Source organism: Roseateles sp. GW823-FHT07B05, from assembly GCF_058794515.1.
In genome coordinates, this window is the sequence record NZ_JBXAGX010000010.1 from 1 (window position 1) to 16,391 (window position 16,391).

The window sequence follows — 16,391 nt, forward strand, 5'->3', positions numbered from 1 at the left end:
GGCGGCGGTCCGCGCCTTGCCCCGCATCCGGCAAAGACCTCGCCGCGGCCCGCAGGGGTTTTGCAGACCCTCCCTAGGGCCCACCCACCCGAAGGAGGTAGCCCGCGACGCCACGCGCCGGCATGGTGGCAAGTTAACCTCGCGGGCCATGCCCGACGCCAACGCCCGCGACATCCTCGTCCTCGCTGCCCACCCCGACCTGGGCCGCTCCCACGCCACCCGCGCCCTGCTGGACGCGCTGCGCGCGTCACCTGCCGCAGACCGCGTGGAGCTGCGCGACCTCTACCGCCTCTACCCCGACTTCCACATCCACGTCGAGGCCGAACAGCGCGCGCTGCAAGCCGCCCGCCTCGTCGTCATGCTGCATCCCATCTACTGGTACAGCATGCCGGCGCTGCAGAAGCTGTGGTGGGACGAGGTGCCACGCCTGGGCTGGGCCTACGGCCCGGGCGGTACGGCGCTGCACGGCAAGGACTGCTGGCTGGTAGCCTCCACCGGCGGCGGCGCCGAGGCCTACGCGCCGGGTGGGCACAACCACCACCCCATCGGCGATTTCCTGCTGCCCTACCAGCAGTCGGCCCGGACCTGCGGCATGAACTGGCTGCACCCGCAGATCCTGCATGCCGCGCACCGGGCGAGCGACGTCGACATCCAGGCCCATGCCGAGCTGTTCGTGAAGCGGCTGCGGCACTTCCCGGACTGGTGCGACGCCGCCGTAGAACGCGGCGTCGGCGACGAGGAGACCGTGGCACTGGATGAACGCCCCGCGCTGTTCTCGACGCTGGGAGGTACCCAATGAGCCATGGCGCCTGGCTGCAGCTGCCTCTTGTCTTCCTCGCGGCCGCTGTGCTGGCCGTGCCGCTGGCCCGCTATCTGCGGCTGGGGTCCATCCTCGGCTACCTCGTCGCCGGGTTGCTCATCGGCCCGGCCGTGCTGGGTCTCATCCCCGAGTCCAGCGCCATCCCTGAGGTGGCCGAACTGGGCGTGGTGCTGATGCTGTTCCTCGTCGGCCTGGAGCTGGAGCCCAAGCGGCTGTGGGCGATGCGCCGGCCCATCTTCGGCTGGGGCAGCGTGCAGCTGCTCGGCTGCGCCGCGGCGCTGACGGCCGTGGGCCTGGCGCTGGGCACGCCGTGGCGGCTGGCGGTCGTTGTCAGCCTGGGCCTGGCGATGTCGTCCACCGCCGTCGCGCTGGCCGTGCTGGCCGAGCGCAACCTGGGGCGCACGACGGCGGGCGAGAGCATCCTGTCCGTCGCGCTGCTGCAGGACATCGCCGCCATCCCGGTGCTGGCACTGGTGCCCGTGCTGGCGCTCAGCGGCGCGCACGACGATGGCGACGGCAAGACCTGGCTGGCCGCAGCCAAGGCCATCGGCGCCATCGTCGTCATCGTGTTCGGCGGCCGCCTGCTGCTGCGCCCGGCGCTGCGCTGGATCGCCCACAGCAAGACGCCCGAGATCTTCACCGCCGCGGCGCTGCTGCTGGTGCTGGGCACCGCGGCGCTGATGCAGCTGGTGGGCCTGTCGATGGCGCTGGGCGCCTTCCTGGCCGGCGTGCTGCTGGCCGAGAGCGAGTACCGCCGCGAGCTGGAGACCGACCTGGAACCCTTCAAGGGCCTGCTGCTGGGCCTGTTCTTCATCGCCGTCGGCATGGGGCTGGATCTGAAGGCCGTCGCTGCCCAGCCGGGCTTCGTGGCCGCCCTGGTGCTGGCCCTGCTGGGCTGCAAGATCGTCGTGCTGGCACTGATGGCCAAGGCGATGAAGATCCCACTCGTCGAACGACCGGCCTTCGTCATCCTGCTGGCCCAGGGTGGCGAGTTCGGCTTCGTCGTGTTCCAGCTCGCGCAGAGCGAAGGGATGATCAATGCGGCGCAGAACTCGGCGCTGGTGGCAGCCGTGGCGCTGTCGCTGGCGCTGACGCCGCTGCTGCTGACGGGCGGGGACCGGCTGATGTCGCAGAAGCTCGCGCGGCGCGGCCTGAAGAAGCGCGCCGAGGCCGCACCGCCGCCGCCCTCGCCCATCATCATTGCAGGCAGCGGCCGCTACGGCCAGGTGGTGGCCCGCATGCTGCGCGCCAACGACATCGAAGCCACGGTGCTGGACCACGACTCCGAGGCCATCGAAAGCCTGCGCCGGTTCGGTTGGACCGTCTACTACGGCGACGCGACGCGGCTGGACATGCTCAAGACAGCCGGCGCAGCCACCGCCCGCATCCTCGTCATCGCCATTGACGACATCGCGCAGAGCGTAGAGATCGCCGAGCTGGCGCGCGAGCACTTCCCGCAGCTCACCGTCGTGGCCCGCGCACGCAACGTACAACACTACTACCAGCTGCACGAGGCCGGCGTGCGCCACATCGAGCGCGAGACCTTCGACGCCGCTCTGATGAGCGCCCGCAGCGTGCTGGAGCTGACCGGCATGGAACCGCACGCCGCGCGCCGCCAGGCCATGCGTTTCCGCCGCCACAACATCGAGGTGCTGAACCAGATGGTGCCGCTGCAGGGCGACGAGAACGCGCTGATCGCCGCCGCCAAGCTGGGCCGGCAGCAGTTCGAGCAGCAGATGGCTGCCGAGCGCGAGGCCGAGGAAGCCCACCGCCGCGCCCAGCGGGGTGGCTGGGATCGGCAGGACAGCTGAGGCCGCTGCCGCATGGCCGACCTGACCACTCTGCTGCAGGCTGCACGCGATGGCGACGCCACGGCGGCCGAGGCCGTCTGGCCGCTGATCTACCCCGAGCTTCGGCGCATCGCCCGTGCCCGGCTGCGCGGCCCGGGGGCGCCCAGCCTGGCCACCGAGGAGCTGCTGCACGAGGGTTTTTTGCGCCTCGCCCAGTCGCCAGCCGCACCGCTGGTGGACCGGCGCCACTTCTACGCGCTGGCCGCCAAGGCGATGCGCCACATCGTCATCGACCACCTGCGCCGCCGCCACGCCCAGGCGCGCGGCGGCGACTGGCAGGCGCTGAGCTGGGACACGGCGCTGGTGGATGCTGCCACGCCCGAGGCCGATGCCGAGCGGCTGCTGGCGCTGGACACCGCGCTGGACGCGCTGGCCGCGCTGGAGCCGCAGCTGGCCCACCTCGTGGAGCTGCGCTTCTACGGCGGTTACACCGAGGCCGAGACAGGCGAGGCGCTGGGCCTGGCCGAGCGGACAGTGCGCCGCCATTGGGCCAAGGCACGTGCCTTCCTGCTGGTGCAGCTGAATGGCAGCGCCGATTGACCCGGCCCTGTGGCCACGGCTGTCGGCTGCGTTCGACGCCGCGCTGGATATCGCGGCCGAACAGCGAGACGCCTGGCTGGCCGCCCAGCCTGAAGACATCGCCACGCCGCTGCGCGCGCTGCTGCGGGCCCATGACGGCGCGGCGGAGCTGCCGGCCATCGTGGCGCCCTCCCTGGCGCAGCCCGGCCAGCGCATCGGCCCCTACCGCCTCATCGAGCGCATCGGCGCGGGCGGCATGGCCGAAGTCTGGGGTGCGGCCCAGGTCATCGGGCCCATGGCCGGCCGGCATGTCGCGCTGAAGCTGCCCCACCCGGGCCAGCGGCTGGGCGAGCGGCTGCGCGACGAGCAGGCGCTGCTGCTGGGCATGGAGCACCCGCACATCGCGCGGCTGTACGACGCCGGCGAGGACGGCGGCCAGCCCTGGCTGGCGCTAGAGTGGATCAACGGCCGGCCCATCCACGAGGCGCTGGCAGGGCGGCCGCTGCGCGAGCGGCTGATCGCCTTCCTGCAGGTGCTGGACGCCGTGCGCCACGCCCACGCGCGACTGGTGCTGCATGCTGACCTCAAGCCCGCCAACATCCTGGTCGGCGACGACGGCCGCGTGAAGCTGCTGGACTTCGGCATCGCCCGCCTGCTGCACAGTGCCGGGCCGCGCGCGTTCACGCCCGGCGCCGCAGCGCCGGAGCAGCAGCGCGGCGAGGCGCTGACCGTGGCCACCGACGTCTGGGGCCTGGGCGGCGTGCTGGCCGCACTGGTGCCCGAGCGCCACCGGGCGCTGCATGCCGTCATCGCCCGCGCCCAGGCCGCCGACCCGGCCGACCGCCATGCCGACGTCGAGGCCCTCGCCGCCGACATCCACGGCGTGCTGGACCACCGCCCCGTCAGCGCGCTGCCGCGCTCACCCGGCTACCGGCTGGCCTGCTTCGTGCGCCGCCAGCGCTGGCCGCTGCTGGGTGCAGCGGCGCTTCTGCTGGGCACTGCTGCCGCGGTCTGGCAGGCCGACAGCGCACGCCGCGAGGCCCGCCGCGCGGAGGCCGCCAACAGCTATCTGCTGGACCTGTTCAAGACGCTGGATCGTCGCGCACCCGACGCCGTCCAGCCAGAAGCCGCACTGCGCCGCCTGCTGGACGAGCGAGCCCGCCGCATCGACGCACTGCTGCCCACCGACCCCGACACCGCCGACGAGCTGCTGCGCATCACCGCCACGCTGCACGACTACCTCGGCGACGCCCGCCGCAGCCGCGCGCTGGGCGAGCGCCGCTACAGCCTGCTGAAGAGCCGCCTGGGGCTGCGCGACGAGCGCACACAGGCCGCCGGCCTCAGCCTCGCATGGCCGCTGCTGGCTGCCAAGGACATACCTGCGGCGAGCGCACTGCTGGCCGACCTGGACGGTGCGCTGCCAGCGCGTGGGCTGCTGCGCGCCGAATGGTGGCTGGCCCGCCATGACCTGCGCGCGCTGCAGGGCGCCACGCCCGCCGAACGCGAACCGCTGCTGCGCCAGGCGCTGGCGCGCTACGCGGCCGATGCGCCGCGAGACAGCGGCCATGCCGCCACGTGGCTCGCGCTCAGCGAACTGCAGGCCGCGGGCGGTCGGCGCGACGACGCGCTGGCGTCGGTGGACCGCGCGCTGGCGCTGGTCGTCAACGCGCAGCCCTACATCGCCAGCGACCACGCCCGCCAACTGCTGCACCGCGCCAGCCTCGTTGACGCGCCCGCCGACGAGGCACAGGCACTGCAGCTGCTGCGCGGCAGCACCGGGCTGCGCGCGGCCTTCCTGCGGCAGCCGCTGCGGGCGCTGATCGCCCGGCGCTGCGCGGTGGATGCCACGGCCGCGCAGGCGCTGGCCAGCGAGGCCGGACTGCCCGGCTGTGCGGCGCCGCGCTAGCTGATCAGACCTTGGACCGCGCCGCGGTCGGCAGCTCGCCGGTCCAGCGCTTGAAGGCTCGCCGGAACGAGCGCGCGTCGGCATAGCCCACCGCCTGGGCCACCTCGGCGATGGTCAGGTCGGTGTTGGCCAGCAGGTCGCGGGCGCGGGCCAGGCGGGTGTTGTCGCGCAGTTCGCGGAAGCTGGTTTCGCGCTGCGCCAGCCGCCGCCGCAGCGTGCGATCGCTGACGTTGATCTGCCCGGCCATCTCACCCTGGCGCGGCGTCTCGTGCAGGCCGTGGCGCAGGCGGCTGGCCACCGACTCCAGCAGATCGTCCTGGCCGATGGGGATGGTCAGCAGCTGGTTGAGCTGCTGGCGCACCAGGTCGCTGGTGATGCGGTCGTAGCCGGGCAGCCGCACCTGCAGCCACCGGGTCTCGATGGTCAGCCGGTGCTCGTCGGCCTGGAAGCGCACCGGGCAGCGGAAGAAGCGCTCGTGCAGGCGCCGGTGCCCCTCGTCGACATAGGCTAGGTCCACCTGCACCGGCCGGAAGCTCGGGCCCACCATGGCGCGCACCACGGCCACCGCGCCGGCGAAGGTCTCCTCGACGAGGAAGGCCTCGGTTTCCAGGTCGAACACCTGCGGCGTCACCATCAGGTGGGCACGCGGGCCGTCGAAGACGAGCCGGTGCTCCAGCATCGTGCCGGCCTCCGTCTGCCGCTCCAGCCCGTAGTGCACCGCCTCGCCCAGCGTCTCGCAGGTGAGCATGGCCAGGCCGGCCAGGCCCCAGGAGATCGGGGTCTCGCGCGCGCCCACCGCCAGGCCCAGCGAGGGCTCATCCAGCATGCGCTGGGCGCGCAGGATGAGCGCGCGGGTCTGCTGGTGCGACACCAGCGTGTCCGGCTGGGTCAGGCCGTGGGCGCTCAGCCCCAGGCCCCGGCACAGGCGCTCGGCAGGCAGACCGCGGTCCTCGGCAAGCGCCAGCAGCGCGCGCGCGACGCTGGGCACCAGGTTGGCCTGGTGCCGGCGGTCAGGGGTGGCAGTGGGATCGTTCATGGGAGCGGTGTCGATGCGTGGCCAGTCCAGCCCCAGCGGTATTCCTCAGCGCCGGCAGTGATCCAGGACAGCACCACGGCGGGAGAGCCGGAGAGATGGGCGTCGCCAGTACATCACGGGTCATCCGCCTGTCACGCATTGCGAGCCGCAGGGCGTCCAGAAATGTACCCAAAGTGGCCGAATCTGTTCCCTCCTGAGGGAACCTCGGTCCCTAGAGTGCCGCTCCATCGCAACCCCGGCCGTCGCCCGGACCCGCCATGCCCACAAATCGCCCAACCTCCTTTGCCTGTCGTCCCGCCACCATCGCCCTCACCGTCGCCGTGCTCGGCACCGCCGTGTTGCTGGCGGCCTGCAGCCCTGCCGAGCCGCCGGCTACGGCTGCATCGCCCCGCCCCGTGCTGGTCGCCCACGTACAACAGGCGCCACTCGGGGGCCTGCCCTTCGCCGGTGAGGTGCGTGCCCGCGAGCGGGCCGAACTGGCCTTCGCGGTGCCCGGCGTGGTGCGCGAAGTGCTGGTGGACGTGGGCGCCACCGTGCGCCGCGGCGAACTGCTGGCACGCATCGACGCCGCCCCCCAACAGGCCCAGCTCGCCAGCATCGAAGCCGACGGCCGCCGCCTGCAGGCCCTGCTGGACGAAGCCCGCCGCCGCGAGCAGCGCCTGCAGGCCGCACGCGACAGCGGCGCGGCCACCGAGGCCGAATGGACGGCCGTGCAGGCTGAGGTCAAGGCCGCGCAGGAAGCACTCGCCGCCGCCCAGGCCCAGCGCACGGCCGCCGCATGGAACCAGGGCCAGACCGAGCTGCGCTCGCCCTTCGATGGCCGTGTCTCGCTGCGCCAGCTCGAAGTGGGCCAGGCGGTGGGCGCCGGCACGGTGGTGGTCGGGCTGGAGGGCCGCGGCCGCGAGCTCTGGCTGACCGTGCCGGGCTCGCTGCCGCTGTCGACCGGCCAGACGCTGGCCCTGCAGGGACCGTCCGGCAGCGCCGAGTCCCGCGTGCTGCAGTTGTCGTCACGGCTGGAAGCCGGTGGCAGCCGCCGCGTGCTGGTGAGCGCGCCCGAGACCTGGCCCACCGGTGAGGCGGTGTCGGTGCAGCTGTGGCCCCGCGACCCGGCGGCCCTGACCCTGCTGGTGCCGCTCCGCGCGGTGCAGATGGACGCGACCCGCCCCAGCCAAGGGCAGGTGCTGCGACTGCCGGCCAACAGCACCATGCCGGAGCGGGTCGCCGTGACGCTGGGCGCGCTGCAGGGCGATCAAGTCGAAGTGCGCAGCGGCCTGAAGGCGGGGGACCAGGTCGTGCTCGCCGGTGCCCAGTCGCTGGTGGCTGGCCAGGCGGTCAGGCCCGTGAGCCGTCTGCGCTGAAGGAGGCCCCATGAGCATCACCGTCTACGCCCTGAAGCGACCGCGCTTCGCCTTTCTCGCCGCCCTCTTGCTGGTGCTGTCCGGCCTGTGGCTGGTGCTGGACTTCCCGTCCACCGAAGAGCCCCAGATCACCATCCGCACCGCCACCGTTCTCACGCTGGTGCCGGGCGCCTCGGTCGAGCGCATGGAGCAACTCGTCGCCCGCCCGGCCGAAGAGGCCATCCAGACCCTGCCCGAGGTCAAGTGCGTCAAGACGACCGTGCGCCCCGGCTTCGCTTTCAGCTATGTGGAACTGGAGCCCACGGTCAGCCCGCAAGCCCTGCCTGCCGTGTGGCAACGCCTGCGCAACCGGCTGGCCGAGGTGCAACCGCGCCTGCCGCAAGGCGCCGTCGGCCCGCTGGTCGATGACGAGTTCGGCCGCGTGGCCGTGCTCACCGTGGGCCTGACCGGCACCGGCTACACGCCCGGCGAGCTGCGCGAGCAAGCCCGCCTGATGCGCGACCGCCTCTACCACGTGCCGGGGGTGGAGCGCGTGACCCTGCACGGCCTGCGTGACGAGCAGGTGCAGGTCAGCCTCGACCTGCCGGCGCTGGCCGCGCAAGGCCTGGCCCCCAGCGCCGTGGCCGACGCCCTGACCCGCCGCAACATCGTGGCGCCGGCCGGCTTCGTGCAGGCCGGCGGTGCCCAGCTCTCGCTGCAGGTCAGTGGTGATGCGGCCAGCCTCAAGGCCCTGGCGCAGACGCCCGTGGCCCTGCCCAAGGGCGGCTGGATGCCCCTGGGCCAACTCGCCCGCGTCGAACGTCTGCCGCTGGACCCGGCCAGCACGGGCGCCTTCGTCGACGGCCAGTCGGCCGCGGTGCTCGCGGTCTCGATGGATGCCGGGCTCAACGTCATCAGCTTCGCCGACCGGCTGCGCGACGAGATCACAAAGCTGGAAAGCCAGCTGCCGGCCGGCATGGCCCTGGTGCCCATCACCGACCAGGCCCAGGTCGTCGGCAAGCAGCTCAAGCAGGTGGGCCAGGTGTTCCTGGAGACCACCGTCATCGTGATGGGCATCGTGGTGCTGTTCCTGGGCCTGCGCACCGGCCTCATCGTCGGCGCCATCGTGCCCACCACGGTGCTCGGCAGTCTGGTGGTGATGAAGCTGCTGTCCATCGACCTGCACATCATCTCCATCGGCGCCATCATCATTGCGCTGGGCCTGTTCGTGGACAACGCCATCGTCGTGGCCGAGGACATGGAGCGCCGCCTGGCGCTGGGCGAACCGCGCGAGCAGGCAGCCGCCGAGGCCGGCCGCACGATGTTCGTGCCGCTGCTGGTGTCGTCGCTGGCCATCATCCTGACCTTCCTGCCGCTGGTGCTCAGCCAGACCGAGACCGGCGAGTACCTGCGCAGCATGGGCATCGTCATGGCGATTGCGCTGCTGCTGTCGCTGCTGCTGGCGGTCACCGTCACGCCGCTGCTGTGCCAGCGCTTTGCCCACCACCATGCCGAACTGAGCCGCACAGCCCGCGCCGTCGAGGCGCTGACCGGCTGGTACCGCGGCAAGGTGCGCTGGGTGCTGGGCCACAAGACGGTCTACATCGGCAGCATGGTGGCCTTGCTGGCGGCGGCCGGCTGGCTGTTCGGCCATGTGCCGTCGGAGCTGATGCCGGCCTCCGAGCGCCGCCAGCTGCAGATGGGCATCGAGCTCGCGCCCGACAGCAGCGGCAACACCACGCTGGCCACCGCCGGCCGCATCTCGGCCGCGCTGGCCGACAAGCAGCGCTTCCCCGAGATCCAGAGCCAGGCGGTCTATGTGGGCGACGGCGGCCCGCGCTTCATCCTGGCGCTCAACCCGCCCACGCCGGCGGCGCACCGCGCCTATGCCGTGCTCAGCCTGGCCCCTGGCGTCAGCCATGACGAGGCGCTCACCAAGCTGCGCACCGAGCTGCCGCGCCTGTTCCCGGAGGTGCGCTTCGAGCCCAAGCGCTTCTCGATGGGCTCGGCCGAGTCGGGCCTGGCGGTGTTCCGCCTGTCCAGCGCCGATGGCCAGTCGCACCACACCGCGGCGGCCAAGCTCACCGAGGCGCTGCGCCAGCTGCCCGACATCGTCGAGCTGAGCAGCGACGCCGAGCGAGCCATCCCGCAGCTGCTCGTGCAGGTGGACCCGTTCAAGGCTGCCGCGGCCGGGCTGTCCAGCGCCGACATCGCGGCCCAGCTGGACCTGCTGCTGGCGGGTCAGGCCGTCACCCAGTTCCGCGAGGGCGACACCCTGCTTCCGGTGGTGGTGCGCGGCGGTGCCGAGGCCCACGACCGCGTGGAGCGGCTGCGCGCCGCGACGCTGCAGCGCGCCGACGGCCGCGGCACGGTGCCCCTCGGCCAGGTGGCCGATGTGCAGCTCGCAGCCCAGCCCTCGGTGCTGCAGCGCTTCAACCAGGAGCGCACGGTCACCATCACCGCCAAGCACGCCCGCTGGACAGCCCAGACCCTGGCCGACGCCGTCGCCACCGAGACCTCGGCGCTGCAGCAAGGCGGCAAGGTGCGCATCGCGCTGGGCGGCGAGATCGAAGAGAACGCCAGCGCCAATGGCGCGATCTCGGCGCTGCTGCCGGCCTGCGTGGTGGCGATGCTCCTGCTGTTCGTGTGGCAGTTCGAGAGCCTGCGCAAGAGCCTCATCGTGCTGGCCAGCATTCCCTTCGTCAGCATCGGCGCGGCCATCGCGCTCAAGCTCACCGGCACCACGCTGACCTTCGTCGGCACGCTGGGCCTGCTGGCCCTGGCCGGCATCATCGTGAACAACGCGGTGCTGCTGCTGGACGCCATCGACGAGGCCAGGGCCAGCGGCATGCCGGCCCTGGACGCCATCGAAGACGCGGCGGCCAAGCGCCTGCGTCCCATCGTCATGACCAAGATGGTCTGCATCCTGGGCCTGGTGCCGCTGTACCTGTTCGGCGGTGCGGTCTGGACCAGCCTGGCCGTCGTGATGATGGGTGGCCTGGCCCTGGGCACGCTGATCACGCTGGGCCTCATCCCCGCCCTCTATGCCGTCGCCTACCGCGTGCCCGCGCCCGGCCGCACCAACCTCCCCACGACGGCCTGAACCCGGACACCCCTCATGAACGCAAGCCTTCACCGCCGCGTCTTCACGCTCTCCGCCCTCGCGCTGGCCCTCGCACTCAGCGGTTGCGCCGCCGTCACCCCCGGCACTCAACTGCCCACGCTGCAGGCCCGCCATGACGGTGCGCTGCCCGCCGCCGCGGGGCGCGCCCTCAGCCCCGACGCCGCCGGCCGCCCCTGGTGGCGCGACCTGCGCGACCCGGCGCTGGACGCCCTGGTCGCCCAGGCCGAGGCCCGCAACCTGGACCTGCAGGCCGCGCTGGCCACCGTGCGCGAAGCCCGCGCCCGCGCCGGCGCCGTGCAGGCCGAGGCCCGACCGCAGGGCAGCCTGGGTGTGCAAGCCCAGGCCACCCGGCCCGCGCTGACCGAAGTCGATCCCTATCGCCAGGGCGGGCCCCGCCCGCCGGAACAGCGCCTGGTCACGCTGGGCCAGGTGCTGAGCTGGGAGATCGACCTGTTCGGCCGCGCCGGCACTGCACAAGCTGCGGCCGAGCGTGACGCGGACGCCGCAGCCGCCGATGCCCGCGGCGCGCAGGCCCTGGTGCAGGCCGAGGTGGTGAGCCGCTACGTGGCGCTGCGCCACGCCCAGCAGGCCCGACAGCTCGCGGCCGAACAGCAGGCGGTGGCCGAACGGCGCCTGGCTCAACTGCAGGCCCGCGCCCGCGCCGGCCTGGCCGACCCGCGCGAGGCCGATGCCGCCTCCGCCGAACTGGCCCAGCTGCGGGCGGCACAGGCAGGTTGGGCTGCACAGGCCTCGGTGGATTGGGCCGCGCTGGCGGTGCTGGTGGGCGAGTCTCCCGCCAGGCCGGGCGCCGCGCTGCAGGCCTTGCAGGCCAGCGCCCCGCTGCCTGCCGTGCCGGACGACGCCACGCTGACCCTGCCCGCCGACCTGCTGGCCCGTCGGCCGGACGTGGCCCGCGCCGATGCCCTGCTGCGCGCCGGCCTCGGCCAGCAGGTGCTGGCCGAACGTGCCCACCTGCCGCGCCTGTCACTGGCCGCCACGCTCGGCCTGCAGCAGACCGCCGGCAACCTCGGCCGGGCCAACGCCCTGCGCTACGCCGCCGGGCCGATGCTGCAGTGGGACTGGCTGGACAGCGGCCGCCGCGCAGCCCAGACCGCCGCCGTGCAGGCCGGCAACGAACGCGCCTGGGCCCAGTTCGAGAAGACGGTACTGACCGCACTCGCCGAAGGCGAGACCGCCCTGCGCGGCTGGCAGGCGCAGTGGCAGACCTGGCAGCAGGCCCAGGCAGCGCTGCAGGCGGCGGACCAGGCGCTGCGCTACACCCAGCGGCGCGAAGCCGTCGGCCTGGAGCCTTCCACCACCGCCCTGGCCTCGCGCCGGCAACAGCTCACAGCCGCCCAGCAGCAGCTCGACCAGCAGGCCCGCACGCTGGGCGCCTATGCGCAGGTGCAGCTGGCGCTGGCAGCCTGGCAGCCGCCAGCGCCGTGATGCAGACATCACGCGCCCGACGACCGCAGAGGGCTTGTGTTGCCTGGCGTCACGTCGCCGCAGGGCCGAGCGTTGATGATGGCGGCAGGAACCGAGCGAAATGAGGACGTGATGGGGTCGTGGAAGAGCTGGGGCGCGAGTTGCGGGGGTGCGCTGGCGCTGGTGCTGTTGACGGGTTGTTCCAGCTACCGGCCGTGGGTCAATCCGCCGCTGCCGAGCGCCGCCCCCGGAGAGACCGAATTGCGGCCACTCACGCCGCCTGCGAGCCAGCCGGTGATGATGGCCGTCACGCTGTCCGGCGGCGGCGCTCGCGCAGCGGCCTTCGGCCTGGGCGTGCTGCGTGAACTGAAAGCCACCACGTTCACGCTGGACGGCCAGCCGACCACGCTGCTGGACCAGACAGCCATGATCAGCGGCGTGTCAGGCGGCAGCATCCTGGCCGCGCATTTCGCGGCCTTCGGTGACAAGACGCTCGACCGGTTCGAGCCCGACTTCCTGCTCGTGCCTTTCGAAAGCCGCCTCATTCGGGAAGCCCTGTGGCCCGAACGGCTCTACAAGCTCACGTCCCCCTGGTACGGGCGCAGCCAGATCCTCGCCCAACGTTTCGAGGAGCTGTTCGAGGGCCGCACCTTCGCCGACGTGCGCAGGCGCCCCGGCGCGCCCGAGCTGATGATCACCGCCACCGACCTCACCAGCGGCTCCGCCTTCGACTTCACGGCGGAGCAGTTCAGGCGCATCTGCTCCGATCTGGACGCCACACCGCTGAGCTTTGCCGTGGCCGCTTCATCGGCCGTGCCGCTGCTGCTGTCGCCGGTCACCGTGCACAACTACGCCGATGCCTGCACACACCCCGCGCCGACGACGCATCCGGTGGCCAACCCCGACGGGCAGGACTACCGCAGCCGCATGCTCCAGCGCAGCGCCGAGGCGTACCGCAACGCCAAGGACAAGCCTTTCATCCATCTCGTGGACGGCGGCGTGACCGACAACCTCGGCGTGCGGCTGATGCTGGACCGCATGGTGGCGCTGGGTTCGATGAGCGCAAACTTCGTCGACGCGAAGCCGGGCACCATCCGGCGGCTGGTGTTGGTGACGGTCAATTCCGAGCGTGGCCTGAACGAGCGCGTGGACAACAGCGACCGGGTGCCGACGACCGGCCAGGTACTGGAAACGCTGATCTTCGGCGCCGGCTCACGCGAGACCGAGGTGACACTGGCCCTGCTGAACGATGACACCCGGCGCTGGCGGGCCGAGATCGAACGCGCGCGCGGCCAGCCGGGCAGCCCGTTCGCGGCCGATGCGGAGATCCACGTGATCAGCGTCAGCCTGCACGACGTGCCGGACGACAAGATGCGCCACTCGCTGCTGCGCGTGCCCACCGCCTTCACCATCGAAGCCCGGGACGTGGTGGACCTGCAGGAGGCCGGCGCGCAGGCGCTGCGCGCGGCGCCCGCCTACCGCGCCCTGCAGGCGTCGCTGCAGCGGCTGGGCCCGGCGGCGGCGTCGACGCCGACCACCCCCTAACTTGAGATGGCCGGTTTCGCCGGCCGATTGCGTGTGTCCAGATGCGCTGCTGTTGGCGCTGATCCAGGACCCACCCATGCCTGCCCGACTTGCCCTGCTGCTTGCCAGCGCCCTCGCCGCGGCGTCCGCCACGGCCCAGACCGGTGCGGTGACCGGCCTTTTCAACACCGGGGTCGACGCCACCGGCGCACCGCTGGCCGGCTACGCGGCGGACCCGCACTACGCCATCGTCGGCAACACCGTGTTCTCGACCGCCTACGCCTCGCGCCTGGGGGACGGCTCTCCCATCGACACCAGCGCCTGGGTGCCGGACACGGCCGTCAGCAGCTGGATCAACCCGGTCATCGGCACCGGCTTCGTCGACCAGCCTGGCATCACCGACGCACTGCGCTACGAGACCCACTTCCAGGTGCAGGCCGGCTTCGAAGCCCAGATCCAGCTGCAAGGTCGCTGGGCGGCGGACGACGGCGGCCTGCGCATCTGGCTGAACGGCGTGCCCGTGGCGGCCGTGCCGGTGGCCCAGGCCGACACCTGGCACAGCTTCAGCATCGCCAGCGGCTTCGTGGCGGGCGACAACGTACTGGCCTTCGACACCCTCAGCACCCAGAGCCCCACCGGGCTGCGCGTGGAGGTGGCCGCCGTGCCCGAGCCCGGCAGCGTGGCGCTGATGCTGGGCGGCGGCCTGCTGCTGACGCTGCGCCTGCGGAGGCGCGCATGAGAGCCGCCGCCAGCGCGTTCTGCGCCGCCCTGCTGCTGGCCGTCGGCTTGCCCGCCCGGGCGATCGACAGCCAGCTCAACGCGAACTTGCTCGTCAACACGACCGCGTTCTATCCCGTGTCCGGCGTCGATAGCGACGCCCCCAACCTGGATCTGCGGGACGACCCGCGCCTGCGCCAGCTGCAGACGCTGGACACCAGCGCCGCCTTCGGAGGCGGCACCGCCAGCGCCCATTTCGCGGGCCGCATGGGCCTGCTGCGTGCGTCCGTCGAGTCCAGCTTCCCGTACTGCTGCGATGCGACCGGCCACCGCGTGGTGCAGGGCTATTCCAACGCCACCGTGCAGGGTCGCTTCTACGACAGCATCGCCGTCACCGGCGCCGGGCTCGCCGCAGGAACCCCGGTCAGCTACACGGTGAACTTCAGCATCACCGGCGAGCTGTCCAACCCCAGCTTCGAGTCCGGCGGCTTCCTGACGGCGTACGGTGTGGCCGAGGTGCGGCTGCGCGACATGAGCAGCTTCGCCGAGGTCAACAAGAACTGGGACGCCAGCCGCGACGCGACGGGCGTGTTCAGCCTGACGCTGGACACCTTCGTCGGCCGCACGATCTCGCTCAGCGGCATGCTGGCCGTGGGCGCCTCGGTCAGCGACTACGCCCGGCTGGGCCGCACCGCCTGGGCCGACTTCGGGCACTCGGCCGGCTACCAGCTGCTGCCGTCGGTGGCGGGGCTCAACACCACGGGAGCCAGCGGCTACGACTTCTCCGCCGCCCCGGTGCCCGAGCCCGGCACATGGCTGTTGCTGGCCGCCGGCCTGGCCCTGCTGGCCTGGCGGCGACAATCGCGGCCATGTTTGCCCCGTCCCAGCTCGAAGTCCGGCGCTTCTTCTGCGCCACCTACCGCAAATGGCGTGATGGCGCCCCGCTGATCCCGATGGAGGCGCTGGCCGCCGACTGGATCGCCGAGCACCCGGAGTACCACGCCGACCTGGCCGACGAGGCCGCGGCGCTGGAGAAGGTCTACACGGTGGAGGAAGGGCGCACCAACCCCTTCCTGCACCTGTCCATGCACCTGACGATCACGGAGCAGCACGCCATCGACCAGCCGTCCGGCATCCGCCAGGCGGTGGACCTGCTGAGCGCGAAGCGCAACTCGCGCCACGAGGCCCACCATGTGGCAATGGACGCGCTGGGCGAGATGATCTGGGCCTCGCAGCGCAGCGGCCTGCCGCCGGACGGGCACGCCTACCTCGACAAGGTGCGCCAGGCGGCGACGCGCTGAGGCGAACGCCAGAAAGCAAAAAAGCCACCCGCGGGTGGCTTTTTCTATCCAGAAGGCGGTTCAGGCCGTGAAGCTGCCGCCGCCCAGGCTGCGCCGCTCGGCCTTGCCACCGGCGCCGTACAGGCCGGTGGGCTCGCTGGGGATCAGCACGTCCAGCGCACGGTCCAGCGACGCGTTGCCGCGCGCCAGCGTCTCGCGCTGCGCGGCCAGCAGCCCACCGGCGCGCACCAGCCGGTTGCGCAGCGCTGCGGGCACACCTCCGCTGCGGGCGGCCTCACCGAAGCTCTGCACGGCGCGGGCCAGGTGCTGGTGGAGTTCGGCGGCATGCTGCTCGATGGCCGCGGCATCGCGGCGGGTCAGCGCGTCGCCCAGCTGGTTCAGCGCCGCTTCGACGGCCAGCAGCGGCGTTTCCAGCTCGGCGCTGAGGACTTGGGGCGAAACGGTGGCGGTCATGGCTTAGTGTTTGTTGGCGCGCGCGCTCAGCAATTCTTGCGCATTTGCAACCAGCTTGTCCGCGATGGCATTGGCGTTGACCGTGAACTTGCCCTCGCTGATGGCCTTGGAGATGCGGTCGACCTTGGCGGCGTCGAAGCTGCCGTCGTCACCACCGGCGCTGGCCGCCAGCTTGGCGGCGCTGGAGATGGCCACCTGAGCGCTGGGCGCCGGCGCTGCAGCGGCCGGACGGGCGGCATCGGTCGTGGCCGTGCTCTCCGGCTTTCGCGCGGCGGGGCGCTGCTCGGCTTTCGCCGGGGCGCCACTGTCAGGGCTGTTACCGATCTTCATGGGCTTCTCCAGGGTGCGGGGTCAGGCCCCGCCGGGGCATTGCAGGGGA

At 72.4% G+C, this 16,391-nt stretch carries 14 protein-coding genes; 11 read left to right on the forward strand and 3 right to left on the reverse strand.

Annotated elements, in window-relative coordinates:
- The first annotated feature begins 148 nt into the window (after positions 1-148).
- Genes kefF through AC1Q7O_RS19725 form a run of 4 tightly spaced genes read left to right on the forward strand, consistent with a single transcriptional unit; the run spans position 149 to position 5,095 of the window.
- A complete protein-coding gene (gene kefF / locus AC1Q7O_RS19710; RefSeq protein ID WP_492657598.1) occupies positions 149-799 on the forward strand; it encodes a glutathione-regulated potassium-efflux system oxidoreductase KefF in 651 nt (216 codons plus the stop codon).
- Entirely contained in the window at positions 796-2,631 is a 1,836-nt protein-coding gene (kefC, locus tag AC1Q7O_RS19715) for a glutathione-regulated potassium-efflux system protein KefC (RefSeq protein ID WP_492657599.1), read from the forward strand. The genes kefF and kefC overlap by 4 nt, the downstream gene beginning before the upstream one ends.
- A 12-nt stretch (positions 2,632-2,643) precedes the next feature.
- Positions 2,644-3,210 (forward strand): ECF-type sigma factor, encoded by a 567-nt coding sequence (locus AC1Q7O_RS19720; protein WP_492657600.1) that lies wholly within the window; start codon positions 2,644-2,646, stop codon positions 3,208-3,210.
- Positions 3,194-5,095: a protein kinase domain-containing protein gene (locus AC1Q7O_RS19725; protein WP_492657601.1), complete on the forward strand. Its 1,902-nt coding sequence runs from the start codon at positions 3,194-3,196 to the stop codon at positions 5,093-5,095. The genes AC1Q7O_RS19720 and AC1Q7O_RS19725 overlap by 17 nt, the downstream gene beginning before the upstream one ends.
- Before the next feature lie 4 nt (positions 5,096-5,099).
- Here AC1Q7O_RS19725 and AC1Q7O_RS19730 read toward each other — a convergent pair whose 3' ends face one another.
- Entirely contained in the window at positions 5,100-6,131 is a 1,032-nt protein-coding gene (locus AC1Q7O_RS19730) for an AraC family transcriptional regulator (RefSeq protein ID WP_492657602.1), read from the reverse strand.
- 257 nt (positions 6,132-6,388) lie between these two features.
- Between AC1Q7O_RS19730 and AC1Q7O_RS19735 the strand changes: the two genes are divergently transcribed.
- From AC1Q7O_RS19735 to AC1Q7O_RS19765, 7 genes are all read left to right on the forward strand, one after another.
- On the forward strand, positions 6,389-7,489 hold the full coding sequence (locus AC1Q7O_RS19735) for an efflux RND transporter periplasmic adaptor subunit (RefSeq protein WP_492657603.1): 1,101 nt from the start codon (positions 6,389-6,391) through the stop codon (positions 7,487-7,489).
- Between the two features lie 10 nt (positions 7,490-7,499).
- A complete protein-coding gene (locus tag AC1Q7O_RS19740; protein ID WP_492657604.1) occupies positions 7,500-10,571 on the forward strand; it encodes an efflux RND transporter permease subunit in 3,072 nt (1,023 codons plus the stop codon).
- Positions 10,572-10,586: 15 nt separating this feature from the next.
- Positions 10,587-12,038, forward strand: coding sequence for a TolC family protein (locus tag AC1Q7O_RS19745; protein WP_492657605.1), 1,452 nt, complete (start codon positions 10,587-10,589; stop codon positions 12,036-12,038).
- Between the two features lie 240 nt (positions 12,039-12,278).
- Positions 12,279-13,562, forward strand: a complete 1,284-nt coding sequence (locus AC1Q7O_RS19750; protein WP_492657606.1) for a patatin-like phospholipase family protein — start codon at positions 12,279-12,281, stop codon at positions 13,560-13,562.
- Between the two features lie 76 nt (positions 13,563-13,638).
- Positions 13,639-14,280 (forward strand): PEP-CTERM sorting domain-containing protein, encoded by a 642-nt coding sequence (locus AC1Q7O_RS19755; RefSeq protein ID WP_492657607.1) that lies wholly within the window; start codon positions 13,639-13,641, stop codon positions 14,278-14,280.
- A complete protein-coding gene (locus AC1Q7O_RS19760; protein ID WP_492657608.1) occupies positions 14,277-15,206 on the forward strand; it encodes a PEP-CTERM sorting domain-containing protein in 930 nt (309 codons plus the stop codon). Before AC1Q7O_RS19755 ends, AC1Q7O_RS19760 begins: the two co-directional genes overlap by 4 nt.
- On the forward strand, positions 15,128-15,559 hold the full coding sequence (locus AC1Q7O_RS19765) for a DUF1841 family protein (protein ID WP_492657609.1): 432 nt from the start codon (positions 15,128-15,130) through the stop codon (positions 15,557-15,559). The genes AC1Q7O_RS19760 and AC1Q7O_RS19765 overlap by 79 nt, the downstream gene beginning before the upstream one ends.
- Before the next feature lie 60 nt (positions 15,560-15,619).
- Here the strand turns inward: AC1Q7O_RS19765 and AC1Q7O_RS19770 are convergent, their stop codons facing one another.
- Positions 15,620-16,012: a hypothetical protein gene (locus AC1Q7O_RS19770; RefSeq protein ID WP_492657610.1), complete on the reverse strand. Its 393-nt coding sequence runs from the start codon at positions 16,010-16,012 to the stop codon at positions 15,620-15,622.
- 3 nt (positions 16,013-16,015) lie between these two features.
- Positions 16,016-16,342 carry a flagellar biosynthesis anti-sigma factor FlgM gene (gene flgM, locus AC1Q7O_RS19775; protein ID WP_492657611.1) on the reverse strand — a complete coding sequence of 109 codons (327 nt, stop codon included), beginning with the start codon at positions 16,340-16,342 and terminating at the stop codon, positions 16,016-16,018.
- Between the last annotated feature and the right edge of the window lie 49 nt (positions 16,343-16,391).

Bases quoted from the DNA above. Each gene is read 5' to 3' on its own strand.
- AC1Q7O_RS19735 (WP_492657603.1), top strand. From the start codon at position 6,389: ATGCCCACAAATCGCCCAACCTCCTTTGCCTGTCGTCCCGCCACCATC.
- AC1Q7O_RS19770 (WP_492657610.1), bottom strand. From the start codon at position 16,012: ATGACCGCCACCGTTTCGCCCCAAGTCCTCAGCGCCGAGCTGGAAACG.
- kefF (WP_492657598.1), top strand. From the start codon at position 149: ATGCCCGACGCCAACGCCCGCGACATCCTCGTCCTCGCTGCCCACCCC.
- kefC (WP_492657599.1), top strand. From the start codon at position 796: ATGAGCCATGGCGCCTGGCTGCAGCTGCCTCTTGTCTTCCTCGCGGCC.
- AC1Q7O_RS19745 (WP_492657605.1), top strand. From the start codon at position 10,587: ATGAACGCAAGCCTTCACCGCCGCGTCTTCACGCTCTCCGCCCTCGCG.
- AC1Q7O_RS19755 (WP_492657607.1), top strand. From the start codon at position 13,639: ATGCCTGCCCGACTTGCCCTGCTGCTTGCCAGCGCCCTCGCCGCGGCG.
- AC1Q7O_RS19760 (WP_492657608.1), top strand. From the start codon at position 14,277: ATGAGAGCCGCCGCCAGCGCGTTCTGCGCCGCCCTGCTGCTGGCCGTC.
- flgM (WP_492657611.1), bottom strand. From the start codon at position 16,342: ATGAAGATCGGTAACAGCCCTGACAGTGGCGCCCCGGCGAAAGCCGAG.
- AC1Q7O_RS19730 (WP_492657602.1), bottom strand. From the start codon at position 6,131: ATGAACGATCCCACTGCCACCCCTGACCGCCGGCACCAGGCCAACCTG.
- AC1Q7O_RS19720 (WP_492657600.1), top strand. From the start codon at position 2,644: ATGGCCGACCTGACCACTCTGCTGCAGGCTGCACGCGATGGCGACGCC.
- AC1Q7O_RS19725 (WP_492657601.1), top strand. From the start codon at position 3,194: ATGGCAGCGCCGATTGACCCGGCCCTGTGGCCACGGCTGTCGGCTGCG.
- AC1Q7O_RS19765 (WP_492657609.1), top strand. From the start codon at position 15,128: ATGTTTGCCCCGTCCCAGCTCGAAGTCCGGCGCTTCTTCTGCGCCACC.
- AC1Q7O_RS19740 (WP_492657604.1), top strand. From the start codon at position 7,500: ATGAGCATCACCGTCTACGCCCTGAAGCGACCGCGCTTCGCCTTTCTC.